A 22,303-nucleotide genomic window follows, 5' to 3' on the forward strand; every position below is an offset into this window, starting at 1 on the left:
TCCGGTGGTAACAGCTTCGCTACCACCCGATCCTTCATCACTTGTCCGTATCTTGCCATTTCCTCACCTCGTTATTGCCCCCGGTTTCAGATCCTATCGAGGCGACAACTAGTCTGACACAGGGGGACGTCCGCGCCGCTCGTCCGCACACCGCCGTCACGACCCATGTGCGGGCGGATTTCCCAAGTCAACGGTCGGGTTCCCAAGGACTGTGGTCGGCCCAGCACCCCCTGCAGAGCAAACTGCATGTTCTTGTCGGCAACCAGCACCACAAGGTCCTGCAAGGTCGTCTCAGCTCAGGATGCCGGCAGCAAATAGCACACCGAGATCCGACTGTCCTTGCTTCCAATGCTGCAAGGCGGGATGACGGTCGCCGGCAACGATGTCCGTCGCGCCTGTGTGGTCCTTTGCAAAACAAAGGATCTGCCTGGGGTCGAGCATGTTCAGGGCAACCGGGCTGTGCGTGGCAACGAGCACCTGACCGTCATAGATCGACGATAGCGACTGGATGACTGTCTCAATGGCGCGCGGATGTATGCCATTTTCCGGCTCTTCGATCAGGAAGACGCCGTCGAGATCTTTCAAGTAAGCCGTTATCGTCAATGCCAACAGGCGCAGAGTGCCGTCGGAGGCTAGCCACGATGGCACGACGGCACCGTTTGCGTACTTGATGACCAGATAGCGGTGGCGATCGTCCTCGCGTTCAACCGTGTCGATGTCGGTGATGTCTTCCAGTGCGGTTCGTACATGATCCAGCCAGTCTTCGAAGCGCTGTCCGTCGCGCCGTAACTCGGCGATGACCCATGGCAGGTTTGCGCCATTCGTCTGGAAGTCGAGACCCAACCCTGGAGGACTCGCTCGGCGAATGATCTGACTGTTCAGAACCACCTTCCGCACCCCCGTCTCGAGCAGATCGCGAAACCACGAACTGACCGGAAAGCTGGCCTCATCCGCAGGTATGTGAGCCAGGGCCAGCTTGCCTCGCCCGAGACGAAACGACGGGGAATACGATTTCGTTCCCTCGGTGTAGTAGTTGTCGTTGCCACCGGGCGTCTTCTTCATGACCACCTTGAAACCCGGTCGTCCCTTGCCCACAAATACTGACGGTGCGTCTTGCCGTGCCAACGGAAACAGGTCCCTTTGTGCGGGCAGTTCGTCCTCGTTGCCTGAGCGTAAGGACAGCGTTTCGTGGTTAAGACCGAGTTCATTGCTCGCCGTGTCGAAGCCGATTTCCAATTCGTAGCGCACCACCGTAAAGCGGCGTTTGTCCTCGGCCATGCGGGCGCGGACGGCCGCCGGTATGGGTGCCTCGACGGCAAGCTGGAACGCGTTTCTCGGGCTGGAGTCCCGCTCGGGTCCCTGCCAGATCAGTTTGTCGAAACTCGCGCTGCGTGACAGGATGGTCTGACGCACGTCGCCCCGTTGGCGTACCAAGTCGCTCAACAAACCGATGACGTCAAGAAAGGTCGTCTTGCCACTCGCATTGGGTCCGACCAGCGCCTGCATCGGTGCCAATACCTGGTCGATTGCCTTGAGGCTGCGGAAATAGCGCGTCTGAATACGGGAAAACATCGAAGCGAGGGAAAGGCCGATTGATTTGACGATATCGGCGAGTATAGGTGCCTTTCGGCTACGATGAAAGTCGCGAGCGACTCACGAATTTCCCCTCTCCCTCGCGTGGGAGGGGGAGGGGAAAACGGTCATGACTTTCATCATCGGAGGTGTCTTGAAAGTCATGACGGTTTGGAGAATTCGGATAAACCCGTGCCCGTTTCGCCCTACGCCCGCTCTTCTCAGGCTACGGGCGCCATCGTCAGGCGGGCCTGATCTTCGAGGTCCTTCTTGCGCTGCGCTACCCGCCGCAGGTAGCTGGCCTGGTTCTTCGTACACACCAGCGCATAGGGGCGACCGCGGCGGTCGGTCTCCAGATTCAGGTCACAGTCATGGTTGCGAATCGAGCTTTCGACATGGCTGCGGTGAATCTCGGCGGCCTTGAATGTCCAGACCTTGCGCATCGGATCGGCGAGGAAGGCGGAGAGTTCGGCACAAGGGTTGCACTTGCAGGCAATCCGGCTCGGACGGGAGAAATCCGCCGGCGCAGTCAGCGGCTCGGCGATGCGCTGGTCAAGGTGGTCGAGGCAGGCGGCAGCAAGACGCCGGGTCGGCGGCCAGTCGCGCACATCACCGCCCTGTTCCGCCAGCCGCAGGGCGGCGGGAACGAGCATGTCGTCGACCGCGAAGGTGGCGGGCCACGCCAGCAGGTGGTCGACAGCGCGCTCGGCCAGCGGCAGTGCGCCGAGAAGCCGCAGGGCGGTGAGCAGATCGACGACCATCGCCGGGGTCAGCGCGAACGGTCGTGACCAGGCTGGTGCTTGGCGCGGCCTTGCCGGGTCACCCGGCAAGGCCGCGAGCAGCGCCGTCGCTGCGGGTCCGAGCAGCGTGTCACCGCCAGCGGCCGTCGGGTCGGCCGAAAATCGTACAGCGATCCGGTTGAGCAGTTCGGCGCAGGCGCTCGGCTGGTTGGGCGCGTTCCTGACGATGATGCGTTCGATCAGATCGGCCGCCTGTGCGGGCGGCAGCAACGCAACGGCGTTGGCCAGGGGCTCGTTGTCGAGGCTGTCGTAATAGCCTTGGGCGGTCAGGTTGGCCAACAACAAGGCGATGTTTTCGGTGTCCTGCAAGCGGTTCAGAGTGGCCAGCAGGGTGGCCGACCTGCCCGTGCTGCTGGTCGACGGCCAGCTCGGGATGGGCCAGTTGGCGGCGTTGTCGATCACCAGCCGGGCCAGGCGATGGGCCTGTTGCCACTCGGGCGCCGCCGGGTCGTCGCCGCTCTCGGCCCAGAGCCGGGCCAGTCCTGCCAGGTAGGGCAGGAACACGGCGCAACCCGCTGCGGCGATGACCCCGAGTTTTCCAGCCTGCGGCCACACGACGAGGGCGGCGCGGTGATAGGTGCGCTCGAAGCTCGCGCCGGCGTTCCCCGTGGCTTCGAAGAACTGCTAATCATCGGGCTCTTCGTCGTCGAGCGCATCGGGTGGGCAGATCTCCTCTTCGCTGAACGGCAGGTCGGCGAGTTCCGGCTGGCTGCCGTCGGGCGTCTGCCATTCCGAGAGCGTCAGCGAGCGATCGTAAATCTCGCCGACCTCGAAGTCGTCGTCGTCCGGTTCCGAATAGCGGCCGCGCCGCGACCCCGAATACGAGTACTCGGCGCTACCGCTCTCTTCGATCGTCAGGCGGGCGAGATGGAGTTCGCAATTCGCTCGCCGGGCAGCAGCGACGAGTACCGTCGCGACGGCTGCGTCAGCGTTCTTCAGGGTGGCGAAGCTGACCTCCGCCGGAGTATAGGCATGTTCCAAGGGGTAGATCAGCTTGTCGGGGCAATCGCCTAGCGGGTCACTCCTCGCCGCCGCGAGCTTGGCCGCCCAGCGGCCCAGCAAGTCCGTGACCCGATCTTCCTCGGCGTCGTAAGCAGGCGGTTCGGGTAGCTTCCCCGAACCCTGGCGGATCAGGTTGTAGATCAGCACCAGACGGTAGCCGGAGCTGATCGGCCGCACTTCGTGCCAGCAGTCGGCGTAGAAAGCGGCGAAAGCGACCTCCGAAGCGTCTTCGCACGCGAGGTCGAGGCAAACCTCGCGGTCGCGGTGACGGATCAGCAGCTCGCCACCGGTATGCAGCGACGGCAGGACGATGACCAGGGTGGCGAACATCCCCGGCGCCTTTTCGGTGTCGCGATGCCGGACGAAAAAACTGCCGGCATCGTAGATCAGCATCTTGTACAGCTCGGCCGCAACGGGCTCCATCACGCCGAGACCTGCGGCGCTGCGGGCAACGATCGTCGCCAGGCTTTGCGCCCAGTGGCGGCCGCCGATGTGCACGTGCTCGGCGCCAATCTGCCAGGTCCGCCGGACACGGGTGTCGATCAGGGTGTCGGCACCGCGGCCGTAGGGCGCGTGCTCGGCAACGGCGACCAGTTGCTCGGCCTGCGCCGGCAGGAGCGGTAGCGCAACCGGCCCGACGCCCGTCACTTCGAGCTGCGGGGTGAAAATGTCGATTCGGCCGGTGGCATGGAAATCGCCGGGGCGCTGGACGGACTAGAGGATGCTGGCCAGGGCCAGTGAGAGGTCTGACATCGGATTCGGTCTCGTTCGAGGGGTGGGTGGAGAGGGCAGATCGGGTGGCTTGCAGGAGCCACTCGGAACAGCGATCTGGGTGCGCCATGATAAGGCAAGCGGCGTCGACGTCTAAGCATTTCCAGGCGATCCCTCCGCCTCTCTGCACTCACGAGTATGAGTTAACGATCACCAGGCACGGCCGAGGCTGTCAGCCTTGGCCGGTGTCCCGATTCTGCAGACTCAGTCGAACGAGGTCGGCGATGCTGTTGACGCGCAACTTGGCCAGCAGTCTCGCCTTGTGAACCTCGACGGTTCGCGGGCTGATGTCGAGTGCGCGCGCGATGTCGCGGTTATGCCGGCCGGCAACGACTTGGTCCATCACTTCTCGTTCGCGGGGGGTCAGGGTCGCCAGCAGGCGTGTGGCCTCAGTCTGCCGATCGCGCTGTTCCTGCGACGCGCTCTGGCGGCTGAAGGCCTCGTCGATCGCGCGCAGGAGCTTGTCGTGATCGATCGGTTTCTCGATGAAGTCGACCGCCTGTGCGCGAAACGCCTGTCGCGCCGATTCGACATCTCCGTGGCCGGTCATCACGATCACCGGCAGCGAGCACCCACTTTCCAGGAGACGCTTCTGCAGCGTCAGTCCGTCCATCCCCGGCATGCGGATGTCGATCAGCAGACAACCGGACCAGTCGGCATGGCGGGCGGCGAGGAAACCCTCGGCGTCGGCAAACAGCACGACCGAAAAACCCTGCAGGCCGAGCAGAAGTCCCAGCGCATCGCGCACCGACTGATCGTCCTCGACGATGAAGACAGTATTCAGGCTAGTTCCCATCGGCAGCTTTCTCCTCCAGGGGAAGGACCAGTTTGAACACGCCGTGTTCGGCTACCTCTGCCCACAGGCTGCCGCCGTGCGCCTCGATGATCGCCCGGCTGATGGCGAGGCCCAGGCCAAGGCCGCTGGCCTTGGATGAATGAAACGCTTCGAACAGATGCTCCACCATTTCCTCGGAGACGCCGGGACCGCTGTCTTCAACCATGACACAGACGCGTCCGGAGCCTTCCTGATAGGCCGAAACGCGTACCTGACGCTGCTCCCCCTGCGGGCGTTCGGCAGCCGCCTCGAAAGCGTTGGCAAGCAGGTTGCGCAAGACCACTTCGAACTGCAGCCGATCTGCCCATAAGGCACAAGGGGGTGCCGGGTGGAGCACCAGTTCAATCTCCTGCTGCTTCGCCTGTGCGGAGAAACGCGCCGCCACCGAGGACAAGATCTCGCGCAACCAGATTCGCTCGAGTCGCGTCGTGCCGGTACGAAAGAAGTCACGCAGGCGACTGACCACATCGGCCGCACGCTGCGATTCGGCGACGATGCGATCGATGACCGCGCGCAAACGCTCGCCGCTTTCGCCCTGGGCGAGCAATTGCTGGCATGCCCGGGTGTATGCCAGCAGGGCAGTCAGCGGCTGATGCAGTTCGTGTGACAGTGCGCCGGCCATTTCGCCGGCAGCGGCGAGGCGCAGCGTCTGCTGCAGTTCGGCAGTCAGCCGCTGTTTTTCGTCAACCACGACGCCGATGAAAAATCCCGATAGCGCGAGGACCAGAACCAGCACTTCCAGCTCAAGCAGGGTGGGGGCGGAAAGACCGAGCAGGCGGCTGGCGACGATCACTCCTACCTGGGTCAGTCCGATGGTCAGCACGGCACCCACCAGGCCCTGCCTGGCGGCTGCCCAGGCGATCGGCAGAAAAAACACCGAAAAGTACTTGAACTCGGTCATCTCGCCGGCGACGAAGGCCAGCGCCAGGACGCCGCCAGTGCTCACCAGACTCAGCGATTCCCGGCCCAGCAGCAGCCGGCGCAGGCGGGCTCGAGCGCGCGTGTCGAGCAGCATCGACAGTAGAGGCATCGAAACCAGAACGCCGACAACGTCGCCCAGCCAGTAGTGCAGGAAAGCCTCGACTACTGTTGCCGGCGGCAGGAAGCCGGTCAGGGCCAGACCGGCAATGAACAGCAGGCTGTTGAACAGGGTGCCAATGACCGCGATCGTGACCCAGTTGATCAGGCCGCGCCGATCGGCAAACATCCCTTTGCTGCCCAGCCGCTGCCGCAGAATCGTCGCGATCAGCCAATAGCCGGCGCTGAGTTGCAATGCAAGGCCGCAGGCCAGGAGCCAGGGCAGGGGCAGGTCACGCACCCAGGCATCGGCAGCCAGAATCGCCAGCGCCAGCGGTGGCACGGCCCTGCCGCCGTAGCGCACGAGAAAAATCAGGCCAAGCGCCGGCGCCGGACTCCATGGCGTGACATCGAGACCGTGCAGGGGATGGAGGTGACTCACCCAGTCGAGCGCGACATAGCCGACAACGAGCAGCCAGGTGTCGCGCCAACCGAGTTGCCGGGTTGCCAACTTTGGCATTTGGGGTCGCTTCAGGTCGATCGGACACTCATTGTGCCCGTGCCCGGGCGGTTTGGATATTGCCAGAATCACGTACGGGTTCCCCTTATTTTCTTGCCAAACATTGGCCGTCAGAGCAGCCGATGAGCTCGTCGCATGCCCAATCCGCTAACGGTATCCCGTACGGTGCCGACCGAATTTTCAGGCTTCAAAGAGTCTTCTATGATGCTCCTCCATCCTGTCATCGGCAGGCGACCCATGACCAACGACAACGACCACACTGAAATTACCCGGAGAATCTCATGACCTCTCGCTCAATGTTGCGCAAGCTGGCTGTCCTCACTGTCGGCGCGCTGGCTGCCACTGGTGCATCCGCCAGAACCGAGATCCAGAACAAGGGCTCGGACACCCTCGTCAATGCGGCCCAGTCACTGGCCGAACAGTACGGCAAGGTCAATCCCAAGGTGGCCGTGGCGGTTTCCGGCGGCGGTTCTGGCACCGGCATTGCGGCGATGATCAACGGTACCGTCGACATCGCCAACTCCAGCCGCAAGATGTCGGAGAAAGAGATCAAGGAGGCACAATCCAAGGGCCGGCAACCGGTCGAGCACATCATCGGTTACGACGCGCTCGCCATCTTCGTGCACAAGAACTTCCCGGCCGACTCGATCACCGTCACCGACCTGGCGAAGATCTACGGCCGGGACGGCGGCGCCAGCAAGTGGAGCGATCTTGGCGTCACCATTCCCGGCTGCAAGGGCGAGATCGTCGTCGTCAGCCGGCAGAACAATTCCGGTACCTACGCCTACTTCAAGGAAGCAGTGCTCGGCGAGAAGGGCAAGTTCCGCCAGGGGACGCTCGACATGCACGGGTCCAAGGATGTCGCCGACCTCGTCGAGAAGACTCCCTGCGCGATCGGCTACAGCGGGCTGGCCTACGTCACCGACCATATGAAGGCGCTCTGCGTCGCGCCGGCAGCCGGCAAGCCCTGTGTCAAGCCGACCGAGCAGACGGCCTTCGACGGCACCTATCCGATCGCTCGGCCGCTGTTCATGTACACCAACGGCGAGCCGGCCGGCGAGGTGAAGAAGTATCTCGACTGGATCAAGAGCAACACTGGCCAGTGCATCATCGAGAAGGAAGGCTACGCGCCGATGAAGAAGGTCACCTGCAAGTAATCACCGTTTGTGGCAGGACTGCCGGCGCGCCACCGGTGCCTAGCCCATGTTCCAGCTCCCGAGGAAGAAGCCAGCGATGAGTCATTACGAAGAACGTATCGAGAAGGATCTATTCAAGATCAGGCAACAGGTAGCTCTCCTTGCCGGACTCGTCGAGAAGGCCCTCGGCGACGCCGTGCATGCGCTGCTGGCCGACGATGACCCGTTGGCCTACGCCACGATCCTGGCCGACAACCGGGCCAACGCCGCCAGCAACGAGCTGGACCGGATGTGCAATGCGTTCATCGGGGTACACCTGCCAAGCGGCGGGCATCTGCGTCTGATGTCGGCAGTCGTCCATACCAACGTCGCGCTCGAGCGCGTCGGCGACTACGCCGTCACGATCTGCCGCGAGGCGGTGCGCCTGGCCCGCCCGCAGGGGCTCATGGCGCGTGAGATCGAACTGATAGCAAGCGAGTCGCGGCAGATGCTGAAGCAGGCCGTCGACGCTTTCGTCGATGGCAATGCCGAGAAGGCGAAGGCGACGATGAGCATCGCCGATCAGGTCGAGCGAACCTTCGACCTGGCTTTCGGCGAACTGCTCGGCGAGGGGGAGCACTTCAACATCAAGGATCTGTTCGCCTACCTGACGGTGTTCAACTCGCTGGAGAGGGTTTCCGACCAGGCGAAGAACATCTGCGAGGACGCAGTGTTTGCGGTCACGGGTGAGGGCAGGGGGCCGAAGTTTCATCGCATCCTGTTCCTCGACGAGGACAACAGCCTGCTCGGCCCGCTCGCCGAGGCGATTGCGCGCAAGAACTTTCCGGACGCCGGCGAATATCACAGTCGCGGCCGGATCGCCGGTGTGACGGACCCTCAGTCGATCGCTCTTCTGCAAGCACTTGGGGTCGACCTCGACCGCCACCAGCCGCAGGCACTCGCCAGCCATCACCAGGAATTCGCCGCTTATCAGATCATCATCAGCTTGCAGGGTCCGGTCAGCTCTTACATCGAGCAAATTCCCTTTCATACGGTGGCGCTCGAGTGGCAGACCGGGCAGCCTGCCAGCGGGCAGGCGGACCTGCGGCTCCTCAGCCGCGAGATCGCTGCGCTGGTCAGCAACCTGATGACCACCCTGCGCGGTCAGGAGAGCGACTGAAATGGCCACCAGCATACAGGCGCTCGATAACCGCGCCACCGACAATCGCCTCGGCGATGACTTCGACCGCCGCAACCTCGACTGGTACATCGACAAGATCGCTGCCTGTGTCGTCTTCGTCTGCGGCATTTCGGCCATCCTCTTCGTGCTCGGGATCTTCTTCTTCGTCACCAAGGAAGGAATCGGTTTCGTTTTCGAGAAGATGGATTTTCGCGAGTTCTTCCTCACTCCCTACTGGTCGCCGAGCGATGCCGAGGACCCCGAGTACGGCATCCTCGCGCTGATGGCCGGAACGGCGAGCGTCACCGGGCTGGCGATGCTGGTCGCGGTGCCGTTCTCGCTCGGCGCCGCGATCTACATCGCCGAGTTCGCCAGCGGCAAGACGCGCGAGGCACTCAAGGTGCTGGTCGAACTGCTGGCTGCGATTCCGTCGGTGGTCTGGGGGTTCATCGGCCTGGTGATCATGAATCCGCTGCTGATCAAGTGGTTCGACATTCCGGTCGGTCTCTGCGTCCTCAACGCCGGCATCATCCTTGGCCTGATGGCGGCGCCGATCATGACCTCGATCGCCGAGGACGCTCTCAAGGCGGTCCCCGACCGCTACCGCGAGGCGGCCGAGGCAATGGGCGCGACCCGCTGGCAGGTGATCTACAAGGTGGTGCTGCCGGCGGCGAAGAATGGCCTGCTCGGCGGCGTCCTGCTCGGTGTCGGTCGTGGCTTCGGGGAAACGATGGCGGTGCTGATGGCCACCGGTCACGCGGTGAACATCCCGGACAGCCTCTTCGACTCGGTGCGTGCGCTCACCGCGACGATCGCCGCCGAACTCGGCGAAGCGGTCGTCGGCGGCGAGCACTACCAGGTGCTGTTCACCATCGGCATCTTCCTCTTCCTGGTGACCTTCATCATCAACCTCAGCGCCGATCTGATCGTGCGCGGCATCCGCAAGGGCTAAGCACAATGAATACCGCCAATCCCGCCCTGTTTCAGGCCAGCGACCTGAATCAGCGCAACGCACGCGTGCAGCAACGCTACCGCCTGCTCTTCGGGCTGATGACCCTGCTCCTGATCACGCCGGTGCTGCTGATCCTCGGCACCCTGGTGGTCAAGGGCGGTGGCGCGATTTCCTGGGAGTTCCTGTTTACCGCGCCGACCGACGGCATGCGCACCGGCGGGGTTTTCCCGGCACTGCTCGGGACCGTCTGGCTGGTCACCGTCGCCTTGCTGCTGTCGGTGCCGATCGGCGTCTTCGCGGCGATCTATCTCAGCGAGTATGCCGGGGACAACTGGTTTACACGGGCGATCAACCTGGCGATCATCAACCTCGCCGGTGTTCCCTCGATCGTCCATGCCCTGTTCGGCCTGGGTGCCTTCGTTCTCTTCTTCAAGTTCGGCACCAGCATCCTCGCTGCCAGCCTGACGCTGGCGGTGATGACCATGCCGGTGGTCATCGTCGCCACTCGCGAGTCGCTGCAGGCGGTGCCGCAGGCCTTTCGCGAGGCGTGCTGGAACATGGGCGCGACGCGCTGGCAGACGATCCGCCGCGTCGTTCTCCCGAACTCGATCACCGGCATCCTGACCGGCGTCATTCTCGAAGTCTCGCGCACCGCCGGGGAGACGGCGCCGATCATGTTCACCGGTGCGGTGTTCTTCACGCCATTCCTGCCGCAAAGTGTCTTCGACCAGACCATGGCGCTGTCCCTGCACCTGTTCGTCGCGGCAACGCAGGTGCCGGGAATCTCCGAGGAGGTCCCGTTTGGCGTCGCACTGGTGCTGATCGCTCTCGTGTTGACGATGAACAGCGTCTCGATCGCCTTCCGCATGTGGCTGCGGGGGAAAAAGAAATGGTAGATCTGGCCACTGCTGCGCCGGCAACCGGCGCGACCACGGCGGCGGTCGCCGCGTTTATGAACAAGCTCGAAGTGAGCAGACTGACGATCCGTTACGGCAGTACGGTGGCGCTGCGCGACGTCAGTCTGTCGATTCGGGAACACGAGATCTTCGGCGTCATCGGCCCTGCCAACGCGGGCAAGACCTCGTTCCTCAAGGCGATCAACCGCATGGACGTGTTCACCACCGGCATGCGGGTGGACGGCGAGATTCGCTTCAACGGGCGCGACACGCGCCGCCTGAACAACGACTATGCGCTGCGCAGTCGCATCGGGGTGGTCTTCCCGCTGCCGGTGGGTCTACCGATGACGGTCTACGACAACGTTGCCCTGTCGCCCCGCCTGCGCGGCATCAAGGAAAAGGCCGAACTCGACGTCATCGTCCAGCGCTGCCTGACCCGCGCAGCGCTCTGGGACGAGGTCAAGGACCGCCTGCACGCGCTCGGCAGTCTGCTCTCGGGTGGCCAGCAACAGCGGCTGACGATCGCCAGGGCACTGTCGCAGGACCCCGACCTGCTGATGCTCGACGAGTTTTCGATTGCCGTCGACCCGGTGACGACGATGCGCATCGAAGACGTGCTCAAGGAGTTACGCAAGGAAGTGACGATCATCCTGGTGACCAACCTCGTGCAGCAGGCGCGGCGGCTGGCCGACCGGACGGCTTTCTTTCTCAACGGCGAGTGCGTCGAAATCGGCGTCACCGAAGACCTCTTCACCGGCGAGGTCAAGGACCAGCGAACGCGCGACTATGTCGAGGGAAGGTTCGGCTAGACACCGGGCGCCCCCGTCGGAAGTGGCCAACAACAGGCGTCGAATCGCCGGCGATGCCGGCATTGCCAACGAAGGATATGATCCAGGATGAAAATCGAACAGACTGCTGCGCTCCTGCAGCCGACTCCCCAGTATGCGATCGACAGCCAGCGACTCAACCTCTGGTACGGAACCTTTCAGGCCCTCTTCGACGTTGATCTACGCATTCGCCAGGGCATCATCACCTCGATGATCGGGCCGTCGGGATGCGGCAAGAGCACCTTCCTGCGCAGCGTGAACCGGATCAACGAACGGCTGGGCTACGTGCGCATCGAGGGCAGCATCCGGGTCATGAACGAAAACATCTACGACCCTGGGGTCGAACTCGTGCAGGTGCGCAAGCAGGTCGGGATGGTTTTTCAGCGCCCGAATCCGCTTCCCATTTCGATCCGTGACAACATCCTGTTCAGTCATCGGTTGCACGCCGAAGGCGGTGGCGAGGTGGAGCAGGGGACGCCCGACGAGATCGTCGAAAAATCGCTGCGCCAGGTGCTGCTCTGGGACAAGGTGAAGGACCGCCTGAAGCGCAAGGCGACCGAGCTTTCGCTCGAAGAACAGCAGAAGCTGTGCATCGCCCGCCTGCTGCCGGTGAAACCGAAGGTTCTGCTGATGGACGAACCGTGCTCGGCGCTCGATCCCAAGGGGACCGAAGCCGTCGAGGAGCTGCTCTGGGATCTGCGTGGCGAATATACGATCCTCATCGTCACCCACAACATGGCGCAGGCGCGGCGTGCCAGCGAGGAATGCATCTTCATGCTGATGGGACGTGTCATCGAACACGCACGCACCGAGGAGATGTTCGTCACCCCGGCGCACAAGGAAACCGCCGACTACATCGAGGGGCGGTACGGTTAATGTGAGCGTCGCGCCGGCGACTCACGAATCTTCCCTGGCTTGCGCCGCAGGCGGGTTTGTTCTTGCCCGTGACTTTGCGCGGAGCGGTGCTGGACCAGCATCGTTGCGGCCTCCCCGGCCGCTAGCGCGACGGCGAACCCGGCAGACCCGCTGGCTGGGCTTGGCATCACTCCGCGACTTCGTCCGGGGAGTCGAGTTCATGCGATCCATTGATGCTAAAATTTTTCCTGCAGGTGACGCGTATCATTGAGCCTATTCAAGGTTACCGAAATGACTGATATCTTTCCGTCCTGGCCACTGTTCTCGGCATTCCTTCTGGCGAGCTTTGTCCTCGCAATGACGCCTGGGCCGGGCGTGCTGTACATCGTTACGCGCAGCCTTGTGCAGGGGCGCCAGTCTGGTTTGGTGTCGGTGGTGGGTGTCGCTCTCGGCAACCTCGGCAACGCGCTTGCTGCCTCGGTTGGCCTGGCTGCTCTGTTTGCGGTTTCGTCCCTTGCCTTCTCCGTGGTCAAGTATGCCGGCGCGCTATACCTTGTGTATCTTGGTGTGCAAATGCTCCGCCCCTCCGCCATCGAGAATCTGGTCGCCATGCCAGCCGCTACGTCACTCACGCGCGTCTTCCGTGACGGTTTCGTCGTTGCTCTGCTGAATCCCAAGACCACGGTTTTCTTTGCTGCTTTTCTGCCGCAGTTTCTGAGTCCCGATGCACCGCCCATGTTTCAGAGCATAGCGCTGGGGTCTCTCTTCGTAGCAATTGCCGCACTAACCGACAGCGCCTACGCTTTGGCCGCCGGTGCGGTCGCGCCCGCGTTGCGCGGCAGCGTTGCTCGCCGCATGGGTCGGCGCCTTGGTGGCGGCCTATTCATCGGTCTTGGTGTCTTTACTGCGCTCGCGGAGTCGCGCGCTGGCAAATAGGCCCAAGACTGCAGTCAGGGCGCTCCGGTGACTGGTTATGGAGAATCGCGGATAGGAGTGCTCTTGCGCGAGGAAATGACCATGATTTCCAGGTCCAGGTGGTCATTGATCCGACGATAGGTTGGCCGGCGGGCGTGGCAAGGGCCGCTCCATGGCCGGTAACTGCAGCCGGTGCGCGGCTTCTGCGGGTGTCGTGCCATGTGCGACGACGCCGAGCAGTGGCGCTGCCAGCCGTTGCTGCAGTGCCGCCAGGTTCTCGCTGAAACGGGACATCGCCGGATCGATATGGTTCGCCACCCAACCGGCCAGTGACAGGCCGCAGGCAACGATCGCCTGCTGGGTCAGCAGCGCATGGTTGATGCACCCGAGGCGCATGCCGACGACGAGAATCACCGGCAAGCGGAGCATCACCGCCAGATCGGCGGTGTCGCAGTCAGCGCCGAGCGGCACACGGAAACCGCCGACCCCTTCGACGAGAACCACGTCGGCGAGGGTCTGCAGTTCGGCAAATGACGTGGCGATGCGCGGCAGCTCGATGCTCCGGCCTTCTTCAGCAGCGGCGATGTGCGGCGCGATCGCAGCGCCGAATCCGTAGGGATTGACCAGCGAACGTGCGGGCTGGATCGACGAAGCCGCGAGCAGGCATTCGACGTCCTCGTTGCGACCCTGCGCATCGAGGCCGGCGGCGACCGGTTTCATCGCCACTGCGCTCAGCCCGGCCTGACGGCAGGCGTGCAGCAGCGCGCAGGCGACGAAAGTCTTGCCGATCTCGGTATCGGTGCCGGTGATGAACCAGCCGCGTGGGTCTGTCACGGTCATTTTCTGGCGTAAGCAAGAAGCACGTCGTAACGCGCCGGCAGGCCGGCGGCCGTGCGGTGCGCTTCGTAGGCGATCTGCACCCGTTGCCAGGCGGCACGTCCGAGCAGGCCGCTGCGCGCACCTTCGCCGACCGAGTGGGCACCGATGTCCTTGACCGCGCGCAACAAAGTTTTCAGGTCGGGGTAGTGCAGGCTGATGGTCTCGCGGTGCAGGTGGATTTCGCAGAAGCCGGCGCCTGCCAGCGCCGCTTCGATCGTCGCCGGTTCGCTGAAAGTCAGGGTGTGGCGGTAGCGGTCGATGCCGCTGAAGGCCGTGCGCAGCTCGTCGAAGGTGCCGGGACCGAGCGTGCTCAACGCCAGTTGTCCGCCTGGCTGAAGGACACGCCACGCTTCCCGGAAAACCGGGTCGACAGCGCACCACTGCACGGTCAGATTCGACCACCAGGTCGTATAACCGTCCGTCTGGCAGGGCAGGGCCTCGATGTCGGCAGCCAGGCAAAGGTCAGCCTCCTGGCGTGCCCGGGCCAGCATCGCCGGCGCGAAGTCTACCGCGGTAATCGTCGCGTCTGGCCAGCGCTTGCGCAACAGGCGGGCGCCGTAACCGGTACCGCAGCCGGCGTCAAGGATGCGGGTCGGTTCCGGACTGGATGTGAAACCTGCCAGCAACGATTCGCAAACCTGTCGCTGCAGTACCGCAGCATCGTCATAGGAGGCTGCAGCGCGGTCGAAGGATTCGCGGACACGCTGCCTAGAGGGCGGTGCGGGCATGGCAGAAATCGTCCAGCAGGGCGACGAAGCGATCGGGATCGGCAAGGAAGGGGGCGTGCGCGGCGCCGGCGAACACCGCCAGGCGCGCGTTCGGCATCACTTGCGCCAGGGCCTTCGCCGCCGCGAGCGGGTTGAGCGGGTCCTGGTCGCCGTGGATGAGCAGGCTCGGTGTCGCAATCTTCGGCAGCAGCGAACGCAGGTCGATATCCCGAAGCCAGTCAAGGCCGCGGCGCAGCGTTTCCGGGTCAGGCAGCCGGCCGGTGCGCAGGCCGGCGCGCAGCGTGCGGCCAAGCGCCCGTGCCTGCCCATCGCCCTGGTTCAGCAGCCCGACGAAACGCTGCAGGGCCTGTTCCGGTTGCTGCCGGATACTTTCCGAGAAGCTGTCGAGCAGTTCCGGTGCCTGCGCCTGCTGCCAGTCGTCGCGCTGGATGAAACTGGCGGTGGCGCCGACCAGCACCAGGCCGGCGACGCGTTGCGGTGCGAGCAGGGCGGCGCGCATGGCCAGCATGGCACCGAGTGACCAGCCACAGAGGATCACCGAAGCGGGGAGTGCGTCGATCAGGTTCCGTGCGGTTTCGGTGAAATCCGCACCGCTGGCCGGTAACTGGCCGTAGCCGGGGAGATCGACGGGGTATACCCGGCAGGATCGCGACAAGGGCGCGAGCAGCGTTTGCCAGACGGCGCGGCCGAGCCCCCAGCCGTGCACCAGCGCGAGGTCAGGAACCTGGCCGATGAGCATGGTCATGCCAGCGCTCGCAGGGCGTCGATCAGCCGGGCCAGATCGGCTTCGTGGTGGGCCGCGGTCAGCGATACGCGCAGACGCGCGCTTCCCCTGGGCACCGTCGGCGGTCGGATCGCCGGTACCCACAGGCCACGCTCGAAAAGTGCGCTGGCAATCCGCAGGGCATCCTGGTTGTCGCCGATGATCACCGGCTGGATCGCCGTCGGTGAAGGCAGGAGCTGCCAGCGCGTGTCGGCGAGTCCGGCGCGCAACTGCGCGACGAGTTGCCACAGATGCTGGCGACGGGCATCTCCGGCAGCGATCAGGTCGAGGCTGGCGGCCAGCGCGCAGGCGATGACCGGACTGGCGGCGGTGGTGAAGATGTAGCTTCGCGCGCGCTGCTCCAGCCATTCGATCACCGTCGCGTCACCGGCGACGAAAGCGCCGGCAGCGCCAGCGGCCTTGCCGAGGGTGCCCATATAGACGAGGCGCCTGGCTGCAGGAAGGTTGAAATGGTCGAGGCTGCCGCGTCCCTGCCGGCCGAGGACTCCGAAACCATGCGCGTCGTCGACCACCAGCCAGGCATCGAAGCGCTCGGCGAGTGCCAGCAGGCCGGGCAGGGGGGCGAGATCGCCGTCCATGCTGAACACCGCGTCGCTGAGGATCAGCTTGCGTCTGGCCGGACTCGCGGCGAGCAGGCGTTCGAGTGCCGTCAGATCGCCGTGCGGGTAGCGCTGGCTGTCGGCGCGCGAAAGCTGCACGGCGTCGATCAGGGAGGCATGGTTGAGCCGGTCGGCGAACACCGCGTCGTGCCGACCGACCAGCGCCGGAACGATCCCCAGATTGGCCAGGTAGCCGGTCGAGAAGAGCAGGGTACGCGCAAAACCGGTGAACACGGCGAGCTTCTCCTCGAGCACGGCGTGTGCGCCGAGATGGCCGCTGACCAGATGCGAAGCACCGCTGCCGACGCCCCAGGCTCTGGCACCGGCGCAGGCGGCTTCGATCAGCGCCGGGTCATTGGCCAGGCCGAGGTAATCGTTGCTGCAGAAGCTGAGCAGTGAGCGACCGTCAAGCCGGGCTGCCGGTCCGCAAGGGCATTCGAGAGTCCGGCGGTGGCGTTTGAGCCCGTCGCGCTGCAGCGTATCGAGTTCGCCTTGCAGTTCTTCCCAGATCATCTGCCGAGCGCCGCCTCGAGTGCAGCGCGGGCGCGATCCACGAGGAACGCGCATTGATCGCGGCTGATCACGTAGGGCGGCATGAAATAGACGGTATTGCCGATCGGCCGCAGCAGGATTTCGTTGGCCAGGGCCTGCCAGTAGAAGCGTTGCGAGAACTCCGGATCGTCGGTGTGCACGTCGAAGGCAGCGATCATGCCACGCTGACGGAGATGGCGCACCTGCGGGTGCCCGGCCAGCGCTGCCAGGCAGTTGCCGAGATGCTCGGCGAGACTGCGATTGGCGTCGATCACCTGCTCGTCGGCGAAGAGGTCGAGGGTTGCCAGGGCTGCCCGGCAGGCCAGCGCGTTGCCGGTGTAGGAGTGCGAGTGGAGAAAGCCGCGGCTGGTCCGGTCGTCATAAAAATCCGCATAGACCGCATCGCTGGTCATCACGATCGACAGCGGCAGGTAGCCGCCGGAGATGCCTTTCGACAGGCAGAGGAAATCGGGCTGGATCGCTGCCTGCTGATGAGCAAAGAAGGTGCCGGTACGCCCGCAACCGACGGCGATCTCGTCACAGATCAGATGCACCTGGTAGCGGTCGCAGAGGATCCGCGCCAGACGCAGGTATTCCGGATCGTACATCGCCATGCCGCTGGCGCACTGGATCAGCGGCTCGACGATCAGCGCGGCGATGCGCCGATGGTGTTGTTCGAGATGATTTTCGAGTGCGGCAGCCGCGCGGTGGGCGACCTCGACCGGGGTTTCCCCCGTTTCGGCGAGGCGTGCATCGGGCGTCGGCACGATGCCGGCCGGGCGGATCAGCGGTGCATAGGCATCCTTGAACAAGGCGACGTCGGTGACCGCGAGTGCACCGATGGTCTCGCCATGATAGCTGCCGGCCAGGCACAGGAATTCCTGCTTGTCCTGGCGACCGCGGTTCTGCCAGGAGTGGAAAGACATCTTGAGCGCGATTTCGGTGGCCGAAGCACCGTCGGAAGCATAGAAACAATGGCCGAGCATGCCGCCGGCGAGTGCCGACAAGCGCTCCGAAAGTTCGACCACCGGCCGGTGCGTGCAGCCGGCGAGGAGGACATGTTCGAGTTCATCGAGTTGTTCGCGCAGCGCCGCATTGATGCGTGGATGGCAATGGCCGAAGAGGTTGACCCACCACGAGCTGATGCCGTCGAGGTAGCGCCGGCCGTCGAAGTCATACAGCCAGACTCCCTTGCCGCTGGCGATGGGAATCAGCGGCAGGGCCTCGGTCGCATGCTGCTTCATCTGGGTGCACGGATGCCAGACGGCATCGAGGCTGCGTTGCAGCAGATCGCGATTGCTCATCATCGGTTCAATGCAGGGTCTGCGATGGCGCGTTGTTCTGCTCCGGCATCTCGGCGTGTACGGTATCGCCGTCGATGTTCGGATAGAGCGGCGCACCACAATCGTCACAGAACTCGTAGGGAAACTGCTGGTCGAGCGCGACGACATCCTTGATCCCGGATTTGCGCAAAGCGGTTTCGATCTCGCCGGCGACATCGGTGGTTTCATCCTCGATGCCCAGCAATGGCCAGACGACACCGTGAAAAACCAGGTCGCTGTCTTGCGGGCCGAAACCGATGCGGTACTCCTCAAGCCGCTTGTCATGGAAGCCACCGATGACTGCGCGCAGGCTCTCGGCGGGCTGCCCGAGGGTGGCCTGCAGAAATGCTACCGAAGCCTTCAGCGAATACGGGCGCGAAGCGCTGTCGGCCGCCCGGCAGGCGGCGTGGTAGGCGTCAGCCAGCAGGGGTTCATAGGCACAGCCGGTGAGCAGGGTTTCGAAGCACGGTCCGCCCTGTCTCAGCCATTCCTTGAGGGCGCTCTCACGGGTGCTCTTGTCGGCCTCGTTCCAGCGAAAGAGGGACTGTCCACGGCGAACCGCCAGTGCGCCGACGAGGTAACGGGTATCGGAAAGGAAGCGATTGGTTTCGGGCATGCCCGACGCATCGATAGCGAGGTCGCTGCCGGCCATCGCGGCGCTCCCCAGTTGTTGCATCAGTTGCCAGGTATCGGTGAAGCTGTGTGGCAGTTGATCCGGGCTATACAGATAATCGGCGAGCGCCAGCCGGGCACCCGCAGCGAAGACATGCGCGCCGAGGTGCACTTTCAGCGTCTGCAGGAGGCTCCTCGGAATCGTCACGGTGGGAATCGAAAAGCGCGACCAGGCCAGCAGTGGTGCCGCAAAGAGCAGAATGTCGAACTCCTGCCCGAGATGCGACAGCACGCATGACTCGGCGTGTGCCTCGATGGTGTCTGCGAGATCGTCATGCGCCATGGCATGTGCGTCGAACAGACGGTCCAGCGAACCCGTGAAGTCGTCCTCGGCACCATCATGAAACAGCTTGTCGACGAGTTCCCCGAGACGGTTTTGCCAGAACAGGTCCTCAAGCTTGCTGCCGGATTCGGCAAGACCGATGGCCAGACGGCTCAGCTCGGTGGCGTCAGCCGAAATGCGCTTGCGGGAAGTAAAGCGGTTGCGTTTCATGGTCGGGAGCCTGCAGGACGGTCAATTCGTCATTGTACCAAGCTGGCGGGCTGGGCGTTGGCGCGCATGCAGCTTCGGGGAGCAACGAAAGTGTTGGGTGGATGGCGATGTGTTCCCTTTTTTCCTCGCCATTCACGTCACAGCGGCAATTACACCAGGACCTGGCAGCCACACTCCAATTCCAGGACGACAGGAGATACTTGCCGCGTCGTGTGGTGTTTGCGTACATGGAGGACCAATAGCGTCAGCGGATCGAAGACGATCACATCCTTGACGCCTTGCGACAAATAAAAGGGCGGGCCAATTTCCAGATCCTTGGCTTCAAATCCTTTGCTGACCACCTCGATGACCGCCTCGGGAATCATGGTCAGTGCCGAATCCTGCTCTTCCTCGCTGGGCTCTCGACAAAAGATCGAGATATCGGGCCGTTTTAGTCCATTAGGGAACTGGATATAGACATCCACGGCATGGATGCATGCACATCCCGATTTAAGCTGATCATTTCTGGTGATACCCTGGACAATGCGTTCGATCTGTTTCTGATGACGATATACAGGCTGAGCCTCCCAGATTGGCAGGCCGTTGACGATTTCAAGGCGAATCCCAAGCTCGCTGGCTTGAAGAAGGATGGGTGATAGACTCATGATTGCCAGATGCCTTCAAGTTAATAACTTTGCCCAGGCCGGACGGGGTACCCATCCTGTCCGCAATGCTTGATGTAGGCACACTGCCAAGTCTCACTGGAAAAGAGATAGGAAATCCAGCCATACCCCGGCGAGTATAGGCTCCCCCAACAACCATGGTCAATCGCTCATCACCTATCACTCTACCCCGGTCCACAAACGGTCATGACTTTGCAAGATACCCCCGATGATGAAAGTCATGACCGTTTCCCCTCCCCCGCGAGGGGGAGGGGAGATTCGAGAGTCGCTCACGACTTCCATAGTAAAGGTGGGCAAAGGGAGGCTGTTTTGCAGGCAGCGCTTCAGGCGGCGCAAGCCCGTGTGAACCAAGACACCGAGCTGCGTTGGAGCTTTCTGAAACTCCAATGCTCCGGGTCACTTATTGATAGGCGATGAGCTTCAAGCGCTTTATTGCCAACCGGGAGTGTGGCATTGTCTCGCCATCATTGATCAACGGGAGCGCCATGAAAACATTCCATCCGAAGCTGGACCACAACGGCCAGCCGGTTGCACTGCACTCGCCGAGCGCCGACTCTGAGCCAGAGGCATGGCTCGGTGAATCCCACGTCGCCACGGTGACGCCTGGCGGCCGGCTTCCGAAGGCCATCAACGGAATCCCGTTCTCGCCCTGGAAAGATGCGCCGACGACACCGACGGGCTGGGAGAACGTGCCCGGCCAGAACGACAATCTGATCGAGCCGATGTTGCATGTCGGACTGAACAAACATGCTGCGGCTGGCGTCGTCATCGAGGAGCCGGACGGTCGGGTATGGGTTATCCACCCGAGCAACGCCTTCGGTGGCTACAAGGCAACCTTCCCGAAGGGCACGATTGAGCCGTCAGAAGACTTGTCGTTCCAGGCGGTCGCCATCAAGGAAGCCTTCGAAGAGTCTGGCCTTCAGGTCGCGATCACCGGTTACCTGATGGACGTGGAGCGCACCACGTCGGTCTGCCGGTACTACCGCGCTCGCCGTATCGGCGGCACGCCGGCCGCCATGGGCTGGGAATCGCAAGCGGTCTCCCTGGTTCCGAAGGACAAGCTGTACAGCGTTCTGAATCGGGACGTCGACCACCCGCTGGCAAAGATGGTCGGTGCCGGGCTGGTATCGAGGAAGGCTACGGCAGCAGACTCGAACGGCCCATCTATTCCGGTTCCGGAAGGGAAACCCTACTTGGGAACCCCGATGTCGTCGAGAAGGTCCTGAGAGAGGGTCTGAAGCGCGTGGTCGATTTGCGACACCGGCAGCTTACCGGCCAGCCGGTCGATGTCGTTGCCGAGGTTTCGAGTATCGCTTCGTCGCTGCAGAACGTGTTCTACGGTCAAAACCCAAAGTTCAGTGCATCGCCTTGGTTCTCTGTCCGTCACTTGGGCGTCGCGCTGGTGAAACGCGCCGGGGTCGAAGGCGATCCAGCAGACGCGGTGGAACGGGTCATGCTCAAGATGCTTGGGGGATTCATCGGGGCGTACATCCAGTACGAGTCCGATAAAGCCGGGAGATGAAGCGTTTCAGTCAGAGACAGACCGGATCGTTGCGTTTTATATCACAGCGATTTTCGGTCTTCCTCGGGGAAGTGCGACGAAATGACCCAGCACATCCTACTCATGAAGTCGCACAACCCCGGCTACGTGAAGAAGGGCGGTACCTGCGTGGCACCGTTCAGCGCCGGATAACTGAAAGAGGTAACAGCATGTGGATTTTCCTGGCCGATTCATTTCTCTCAATCGTCGATAAGGGCGACCCAACCGGCGACACCTTGCTGGTTCGAGCCCGCAGGCAGGGCGACATCGAGCGGGTATTCCCGGACGCCAAGGTCGTCGAGGGTACCGGCACGGACTACCGATACCGCGCTCGAATCCAGCGCGACCAGGTCGCGGATGCGATCGCTGAATCGGTGCGGAGCATCCGATACGGGAACTTCAAGAATGAGGTGACTGAGCACGACCGGCACGACGCTTACTTAGACGTTTGGCGAGCGATGAACAGATTCCAGGAGTGCGTACGCAGGAAGTAGCGCTCGGGACCATCCACGTGGAGCCTCCACGGCCGCCGCCGAGCCCACCTGCCGAATTGACAACGGTGTCGTTGGTCAGCGTGACGGCCTCCTGCCGGATTGGGTCGTAGGCACCCCAGACGTTGTAGCGTTGCGCCCACAGCTTGACGGCAACCACTGGCGCACAAAGCACCGGGTGTGATTCAAAGTGATGCGCGGCATACAATTCCCCTCTTGATGTCCGTCATGATGTCCTTGAGGAGCCAACTATGCCCCCCTGCCAGAACAAGACCTTGCCTTTTTACAGCGGCTCAACGATCACCCGGTGCTACGTGCCCGTTTTGAAAGCTTGCTCGGGGTGGT

22 protein-coding genes are annotated in these 22,303 nt (G+C 63.1%); 9 read left to right on the forward strand and 13 right to left on the reverse strand.

Annotated features, from left to right (window positions below; translation table 11 throughout):
• Positions 1–291: 291 nt before the first annotated feature.
• From mads3 to V5B39_RS16590, 5 genes are all read right to left on the reverse strand, one after another.
• Positions 292–1,572 (reverse strand): methylation-associated defense system AAA family ATPase MAD3, encoded by a 1,281-nt coding sequence (gene mads3 / locus V5B39_RS16570; protein WP_332343972.1) that lies wholly within the window; start codon positions 1,570–1,572, stop codon positions 292–294.
• A gap of 221 nt (positions 1,573–1,793) precedes the next feature.
• Positions 1,794–2,927 (reverse strand): hypothetical protein, encoded by a 1,134-nt coding sequence (locus V5B39_RS16575; protein WP_332343973.1) that lies wholly within the window; start codon positions 2,925–2,927, stop codon positions 1,794–1,796.
• 69 nt (positions 2,928–2,996) lie between these two features.
• On the reverse strand, positions 2,997–4,022 hold the full coding sequence (locus V5B39_RS16580; protein WP_332343974.1) for a 2OG-Fe(II) oxygenase: 1,026 nt from the start codon (positions 4,020–4,022) through the stop codon (positions 2,997–2,999).
• Positions 4,023–4,317: 295 nt separating this feature from the next.
• A complete protein-coding gene (locus V5B39_RS16585; protein ID WP_332343975.1) occupies positions 4,318–4,941 on the reverse strand; it encodes a response regulator transcription factor in 624 nt (207 codons plus the stop codon).
• Positions 4,931–6,517 (reverse strand): sensor histidine kinase, encoded by a 1,587-nt coding sequence (locus V5B39_RS16590; protein ID WP_332343976.1) that lies wholly within the window; start codon positions 6,515–6,517, stop codon positions 4,931–4,933. Before V5B39_RS16590 ends, V5B39_RS16585 begins: the two co-directional genes overlap by 11 nt.
• A gap of 281 nt (positions 6,518–6,798) precedes the next feature.
• On the opposite strand from V5B39_RS16590, the gene V5B39_RS16595 reads away from it, so the two are divergent.
• The 7 genes from V5B39_RS16595 to V5B39_RS16625 all read left to right on the forward strand — a co-directional run bounded on the left by V5B39_RS16595 (position 6,799) and on the right by V5B39_RS16625 (position 13,278).
• Complete coding sequence (locus tag V5B39_RS16595) at positions 6,799–7,674, forward strand: phosphate ABC transporter substrate-binding protein (RefSeq protein WP_332343977.1); 876 nt, start codon at positions 6,799–6,801, stop codon at positions 7,672–7,674.
• Between the two features lie 76 nt (positions 7,675–7,750).
• A complete protein-coding gene (locus tag V5B39_RS16600; RefSeq protein ID WP_332343978.1) occupies positions 7,751–8,812 on the forward strand; it encodes a PhoU domain-containing protein in 1,062 nt (353 codons plus the stop codon).
• Between the two features lies 1 nt (position 8,813).
• Positions 8,814–9,764, forward strand: coding sequence for a phosphate ABC transporter permease subunit PstC (gene pstC, locus V5B39_RS16605; RefSeq protein WP_332343979.1), 951 nt, complete (start codon positions 8,814–8,816; stop codon positions 9,762–9,764).
• 5 nt (positions 9,765–9,769) lie between these two features.
• Positions 9,770–10,660, forward strand: coding sequence for a phosphate ABC transporter permease PstA (gene pstA / locus V5B39_RS16610; protein WP_332343980.1), 891 nt, complete (start codon positions 9,770–9,772; stop codon positions 10,658–10,660).
• Positions 10,654–11,469, forward strand: coding sequence for a phosphate ABC transporter ATP-binding protein (locus V5B39_RS16615; RefSeq protein ID WP_332343981.1), 816 nt, complete (start codon positions 10,654–10,656; stop codon positions 11,467–11,469). The genes pstA and V5B39_RS16615 overlap by 7 nt, the downstream gene beginning before the upstream one ends.
• An 87-nt stretch (positions 11,470–11,556) precedes the next feature.
• Positions 11,557–12,363, forward strand: a complete 807-nt coding sequence (locus V5B39_RS16620) for a phosphate ABC transporter ATP-binding protein (RefSeq protein ID WP_332343982.1) — start codon at positions 11,557–11,559, stop codon at positions 12,361–12,363.
• 270 nt (positions 12,364–12,633) lie between these two features.
• Positions 12,634–13,278, forward strand: coding sequence for a LysE family translocator (locus V5B39_RS16625; RefSeq protein ID WP_332343983.1), 645 nt, complete (start codon positions 12,634–12,636; stop codon positions 13,276–13,278).
• 102 nt (positions 13,279–13,380) lie between these two features.
• Here the strand turns inward: V5B39_RS16625 and bioD are convergent, their stop codons facing one another.
• The 7 genes from bioD to V5B39_RS16660 all read right to left on the reverse strand — a co-directional run bounded on the left by bioD (position 13,381) and on the right by V5B39_RS16660 (position 19,909).
• The gene (bioD, locus tag V5B39_RS16630) at positions 13,381–14,097 is read right to left on the reverse strand and encodes a dethiobiotin synthase (protein ID WP_434735710.1); all 717 of its coding nucleotides are present in this window, start codon (positions 14,095–14,097) and stop codon (positions 13,381–13,383) included.
• Complete coding sequence (gene bioC, locus V5B39_RS16635) at positions 14,094–14,864, reverse strand: malonyl-ACP O-methyltransferase BioC (RefSeq protein ID WP_332343985.1); 771 nt, start codon at positions 14,862–14,864, stop codon at positions 14,094–14,096. The genes bioD and bioC overlap by 4 nt, the downstream gene beginning before the upstream one ends.
• Positions 14,845–15,609: an alpha/beta fold hydrolase gene (locus tag V5B39_RS16640; protein WP_332343986.1), complete on the reverse strand. Its 765-nt coding sequence runs from the start codon at positions 15,607–15,609 to the stop codon at positions 14,845–14,847. Before V5B39_RS16640 ends, bioC begins: the two co-directional genes overlap by 20 nt.
• A complete protein-coding gene (bioF, locus tag V5B39_RS16645; protein WP_332343987.1) occupies positions 15,606–16,760 on the reverse strand; it encodes an 8-amino-7-oxononanoate synthase in 1,155 nt (384 codons plus the stop codon). The genes V5B39_RS16640 and bioF overlap by 4 nt, the downstream gene beginning before the upstream one ends.
• Positions 16,757–18,082, reverse strand: a complete 1,326-nt coding sequence (gene bioA / locus V5B39_RS16650) for an adenosylmethionine--8-amino-7-oxononanoate transaminase (protein WP_332343988.1) — start codon at positions 18,080–18,082, stop codon at positions 16,757–16,759. Before bioA ends, bioF begins: the two co-directional genes overlap by 4 nt.
• A 7-nt stretch (positions 18,083–18,089) precedes the next feature.
• The gene (locus V5B39_RS16655) at positions 18,090–19,265 is read right to left on the reverse strand and encodes a DUF2863 family protein (protein ID WP_332343989.1); all 1,176 of its coding nucleotides are present in this window, start codon (positions 19,263–19,265) and stop codon (positions 18,090–18,092) included.
• A 149-nt stretch (positions 19,266–19,414) separates the two neighbouring features.
• Positions 19,415–19,909, reverse strand: coding sequence for a Uma2 family endonuclease (locus tag V5B39_RS16660; RefSeq protein WP_332343990.1), 495 nt, complete (start codon positions 19,907–19,909; stop codon positions 19,415–19,417).
• A gap of 431 nt (positions 19,910–20,340) precedes the next feature.
• Between V5B39_RS16660 and V5B39_RS16665 the strand changes: the two genes are divergently transcribed.
• The gene (locus V5B39_RS16665; RefSeq protein WP_332343991.1) at positions 20,341–21,153 is read left to right on the forward strand and encodes an NUDIX hydrolase; all 813 of its coding nucleotides are present in this window, start codon (positions 20,341–20,343) and stop codon (positions 21,151–21,153) included.
• Positions 21,154–21,170: 17 nt separating this feature from the next.
• Positions 21,171–21,449 carry a hypothetical protein gene (locus V5B39_RS16670; protein ID WP_332343992.1) on the forward strand — a complete coding sequence of 93 codons (279 nt, stop codon included), beginning with the start codon at positions 21,171–21,173 and terminating at the stop codon, positions 21,447–21,449.
• Between the two features lie 218 nt (positions 21,450–21,667).
• Here V5B39_RS16670 and V5B39_RS16675 read toward each other — a convergent pair whose 3' ends face one another.
• Positions 21,668–21,889 carry a hypothetical protein gene (locus tag V5B39_RS16675; RefSeq protein WP_332343993.1) on the reverse strand — a complete coding sequence of 74 codons (222 nt, stop codon included), beginning with the start codon at positions 21,887–21,889 and terminating at the stop codon, positions 21,668–21,670.
• Positions 21,890–22,303 lie beyond the last annotated feature (414 nt).

The sequence above is a fragment of the Accumulibacter sp. genome, assembly GCF_036625275.1.
Classification (GTDB): Bacteria; Pseudomonadota; Gammaproteobacteria; order Burkholderiales; family Rhodocyclaceae; genus Accumulibacter.

Coding starts and splice junctions, on each gene's coding strand:
- mads3 (WP_332343972.1), bottom strand. CDS start 1,572: ATGTTTTCCCGTATTCAGACGCGCTATTTCCGCAGCCTCAAGGCAATC.
- V5B39_RS16585 (WP_332343975.1), bottom strand. CDS start 4,941: ATGGGAACTAGCCTGAATACTGTCTTCATCGTCGAGGACGATCAGTCG.
- V5B39_RS16590 (WP_332343976.1), bottom strand. CDS start 6,517: ATGCCAAAGTTGGCAACCCGGCAACTCGGTTGGCGCGACACCTGGCTG.
- V5B39_RS16595 (WP_332343977.1), top strand. CDS start 6,799: ATGACCTCTCGCTCAATGTTGCGCAAGCTGGCTGTCCTCACTGTCGGC.
- V5B39_RS16600 (WP_332343978.1), top strand. CDS start 7,751: ATGAGTCATTACGAAGAACGTATCGAGAAGGATCTATTCAAGATCAGG.
- pstC (WP_332343979.1), top strand. CDS start 8,814: ATGGCCACCAGCATACAGGCGCTCGATAACCGCGCCACCGACAATCGC.
- pstA (WP_332343980.1), top strand. CDS start 9,770: ATGAATACCGCCAATCCCGCCCTGTTTCAGGCCAGCGACCTGAATCAG.
- V5B39_RS16615 (WP_332343981.1), top strand. CDS start 10,654: ATGGTAGATCTGGCCACTGCTGCGCCGGCAACCGGCGCGACCACGGCG.
- V5B39_RS16620 (WP_332343982.1), top strand. CDS start 11,557: ATGAAAATCGAACAGACTGCTGCGCTCCTGCAGCCGACTCCCCAGTAT.
- V5B39_RS16625 (WP_332343983.1), top strand. CDS start 12,634: ATGACTGATATCTTTCCGTCCTGGCCACTGTTCTCGGCATTCCTTCTG.
- bioD (WP_434735710.1), bottom strand. CDS start 14,097: ATGACCGTGACAGACCCACGCGGCTGGTTCATCACCGGCACCGATACC.
- bioC (WP_332343985.1), bottom strand. CDS start 14,864: ATGCCCGCACCGCCCTCTAGGCAGCGTGTCCGCGAATCCTTCGACCGC.
- V5B39_RS16640 (WP_332343986.1), bottom strand. CDS start 15,609: ATGACCATGCTCATCGGCCAGGTTCCTGACCTCGCGCTGGTGCACGGC.
- bioF (WP_332343987.1), bottom strand. CDS start 16,760: ATGATCTGGGAAGAACTGCAAGGCGAACTCGATACGCTGCAGCGCGAC.
- bioA (WP_332343988.1), bottom strand. CDS start 18,082: ATGAGCAATCGCGATCTGCTGCAACGCAGCCTCGATGCCGTCTGGCAT.
- V5B39_RS16655 (WP_332343989.1), bottom strand. CDS start 19,265: ATGAAACGCAACCGCTTTACTTCCCGCAAGCGCATTTCGGCTGACGCC.
- V5B39_RS16660 (WP_332343990.1), bottom strand. CDS start 19,909: ATGAGTCTATCACCCATCCTTCTTCAAGCCAGCGAGCTTGGGATTCGC.
- V5B39_RS16665 (WP_332343991.1), top strand. CDS start 20,341: ATGAGCTTCAAGCGCTTTATTGCCAACCGGGAGTGTGGCATTGTCTCG.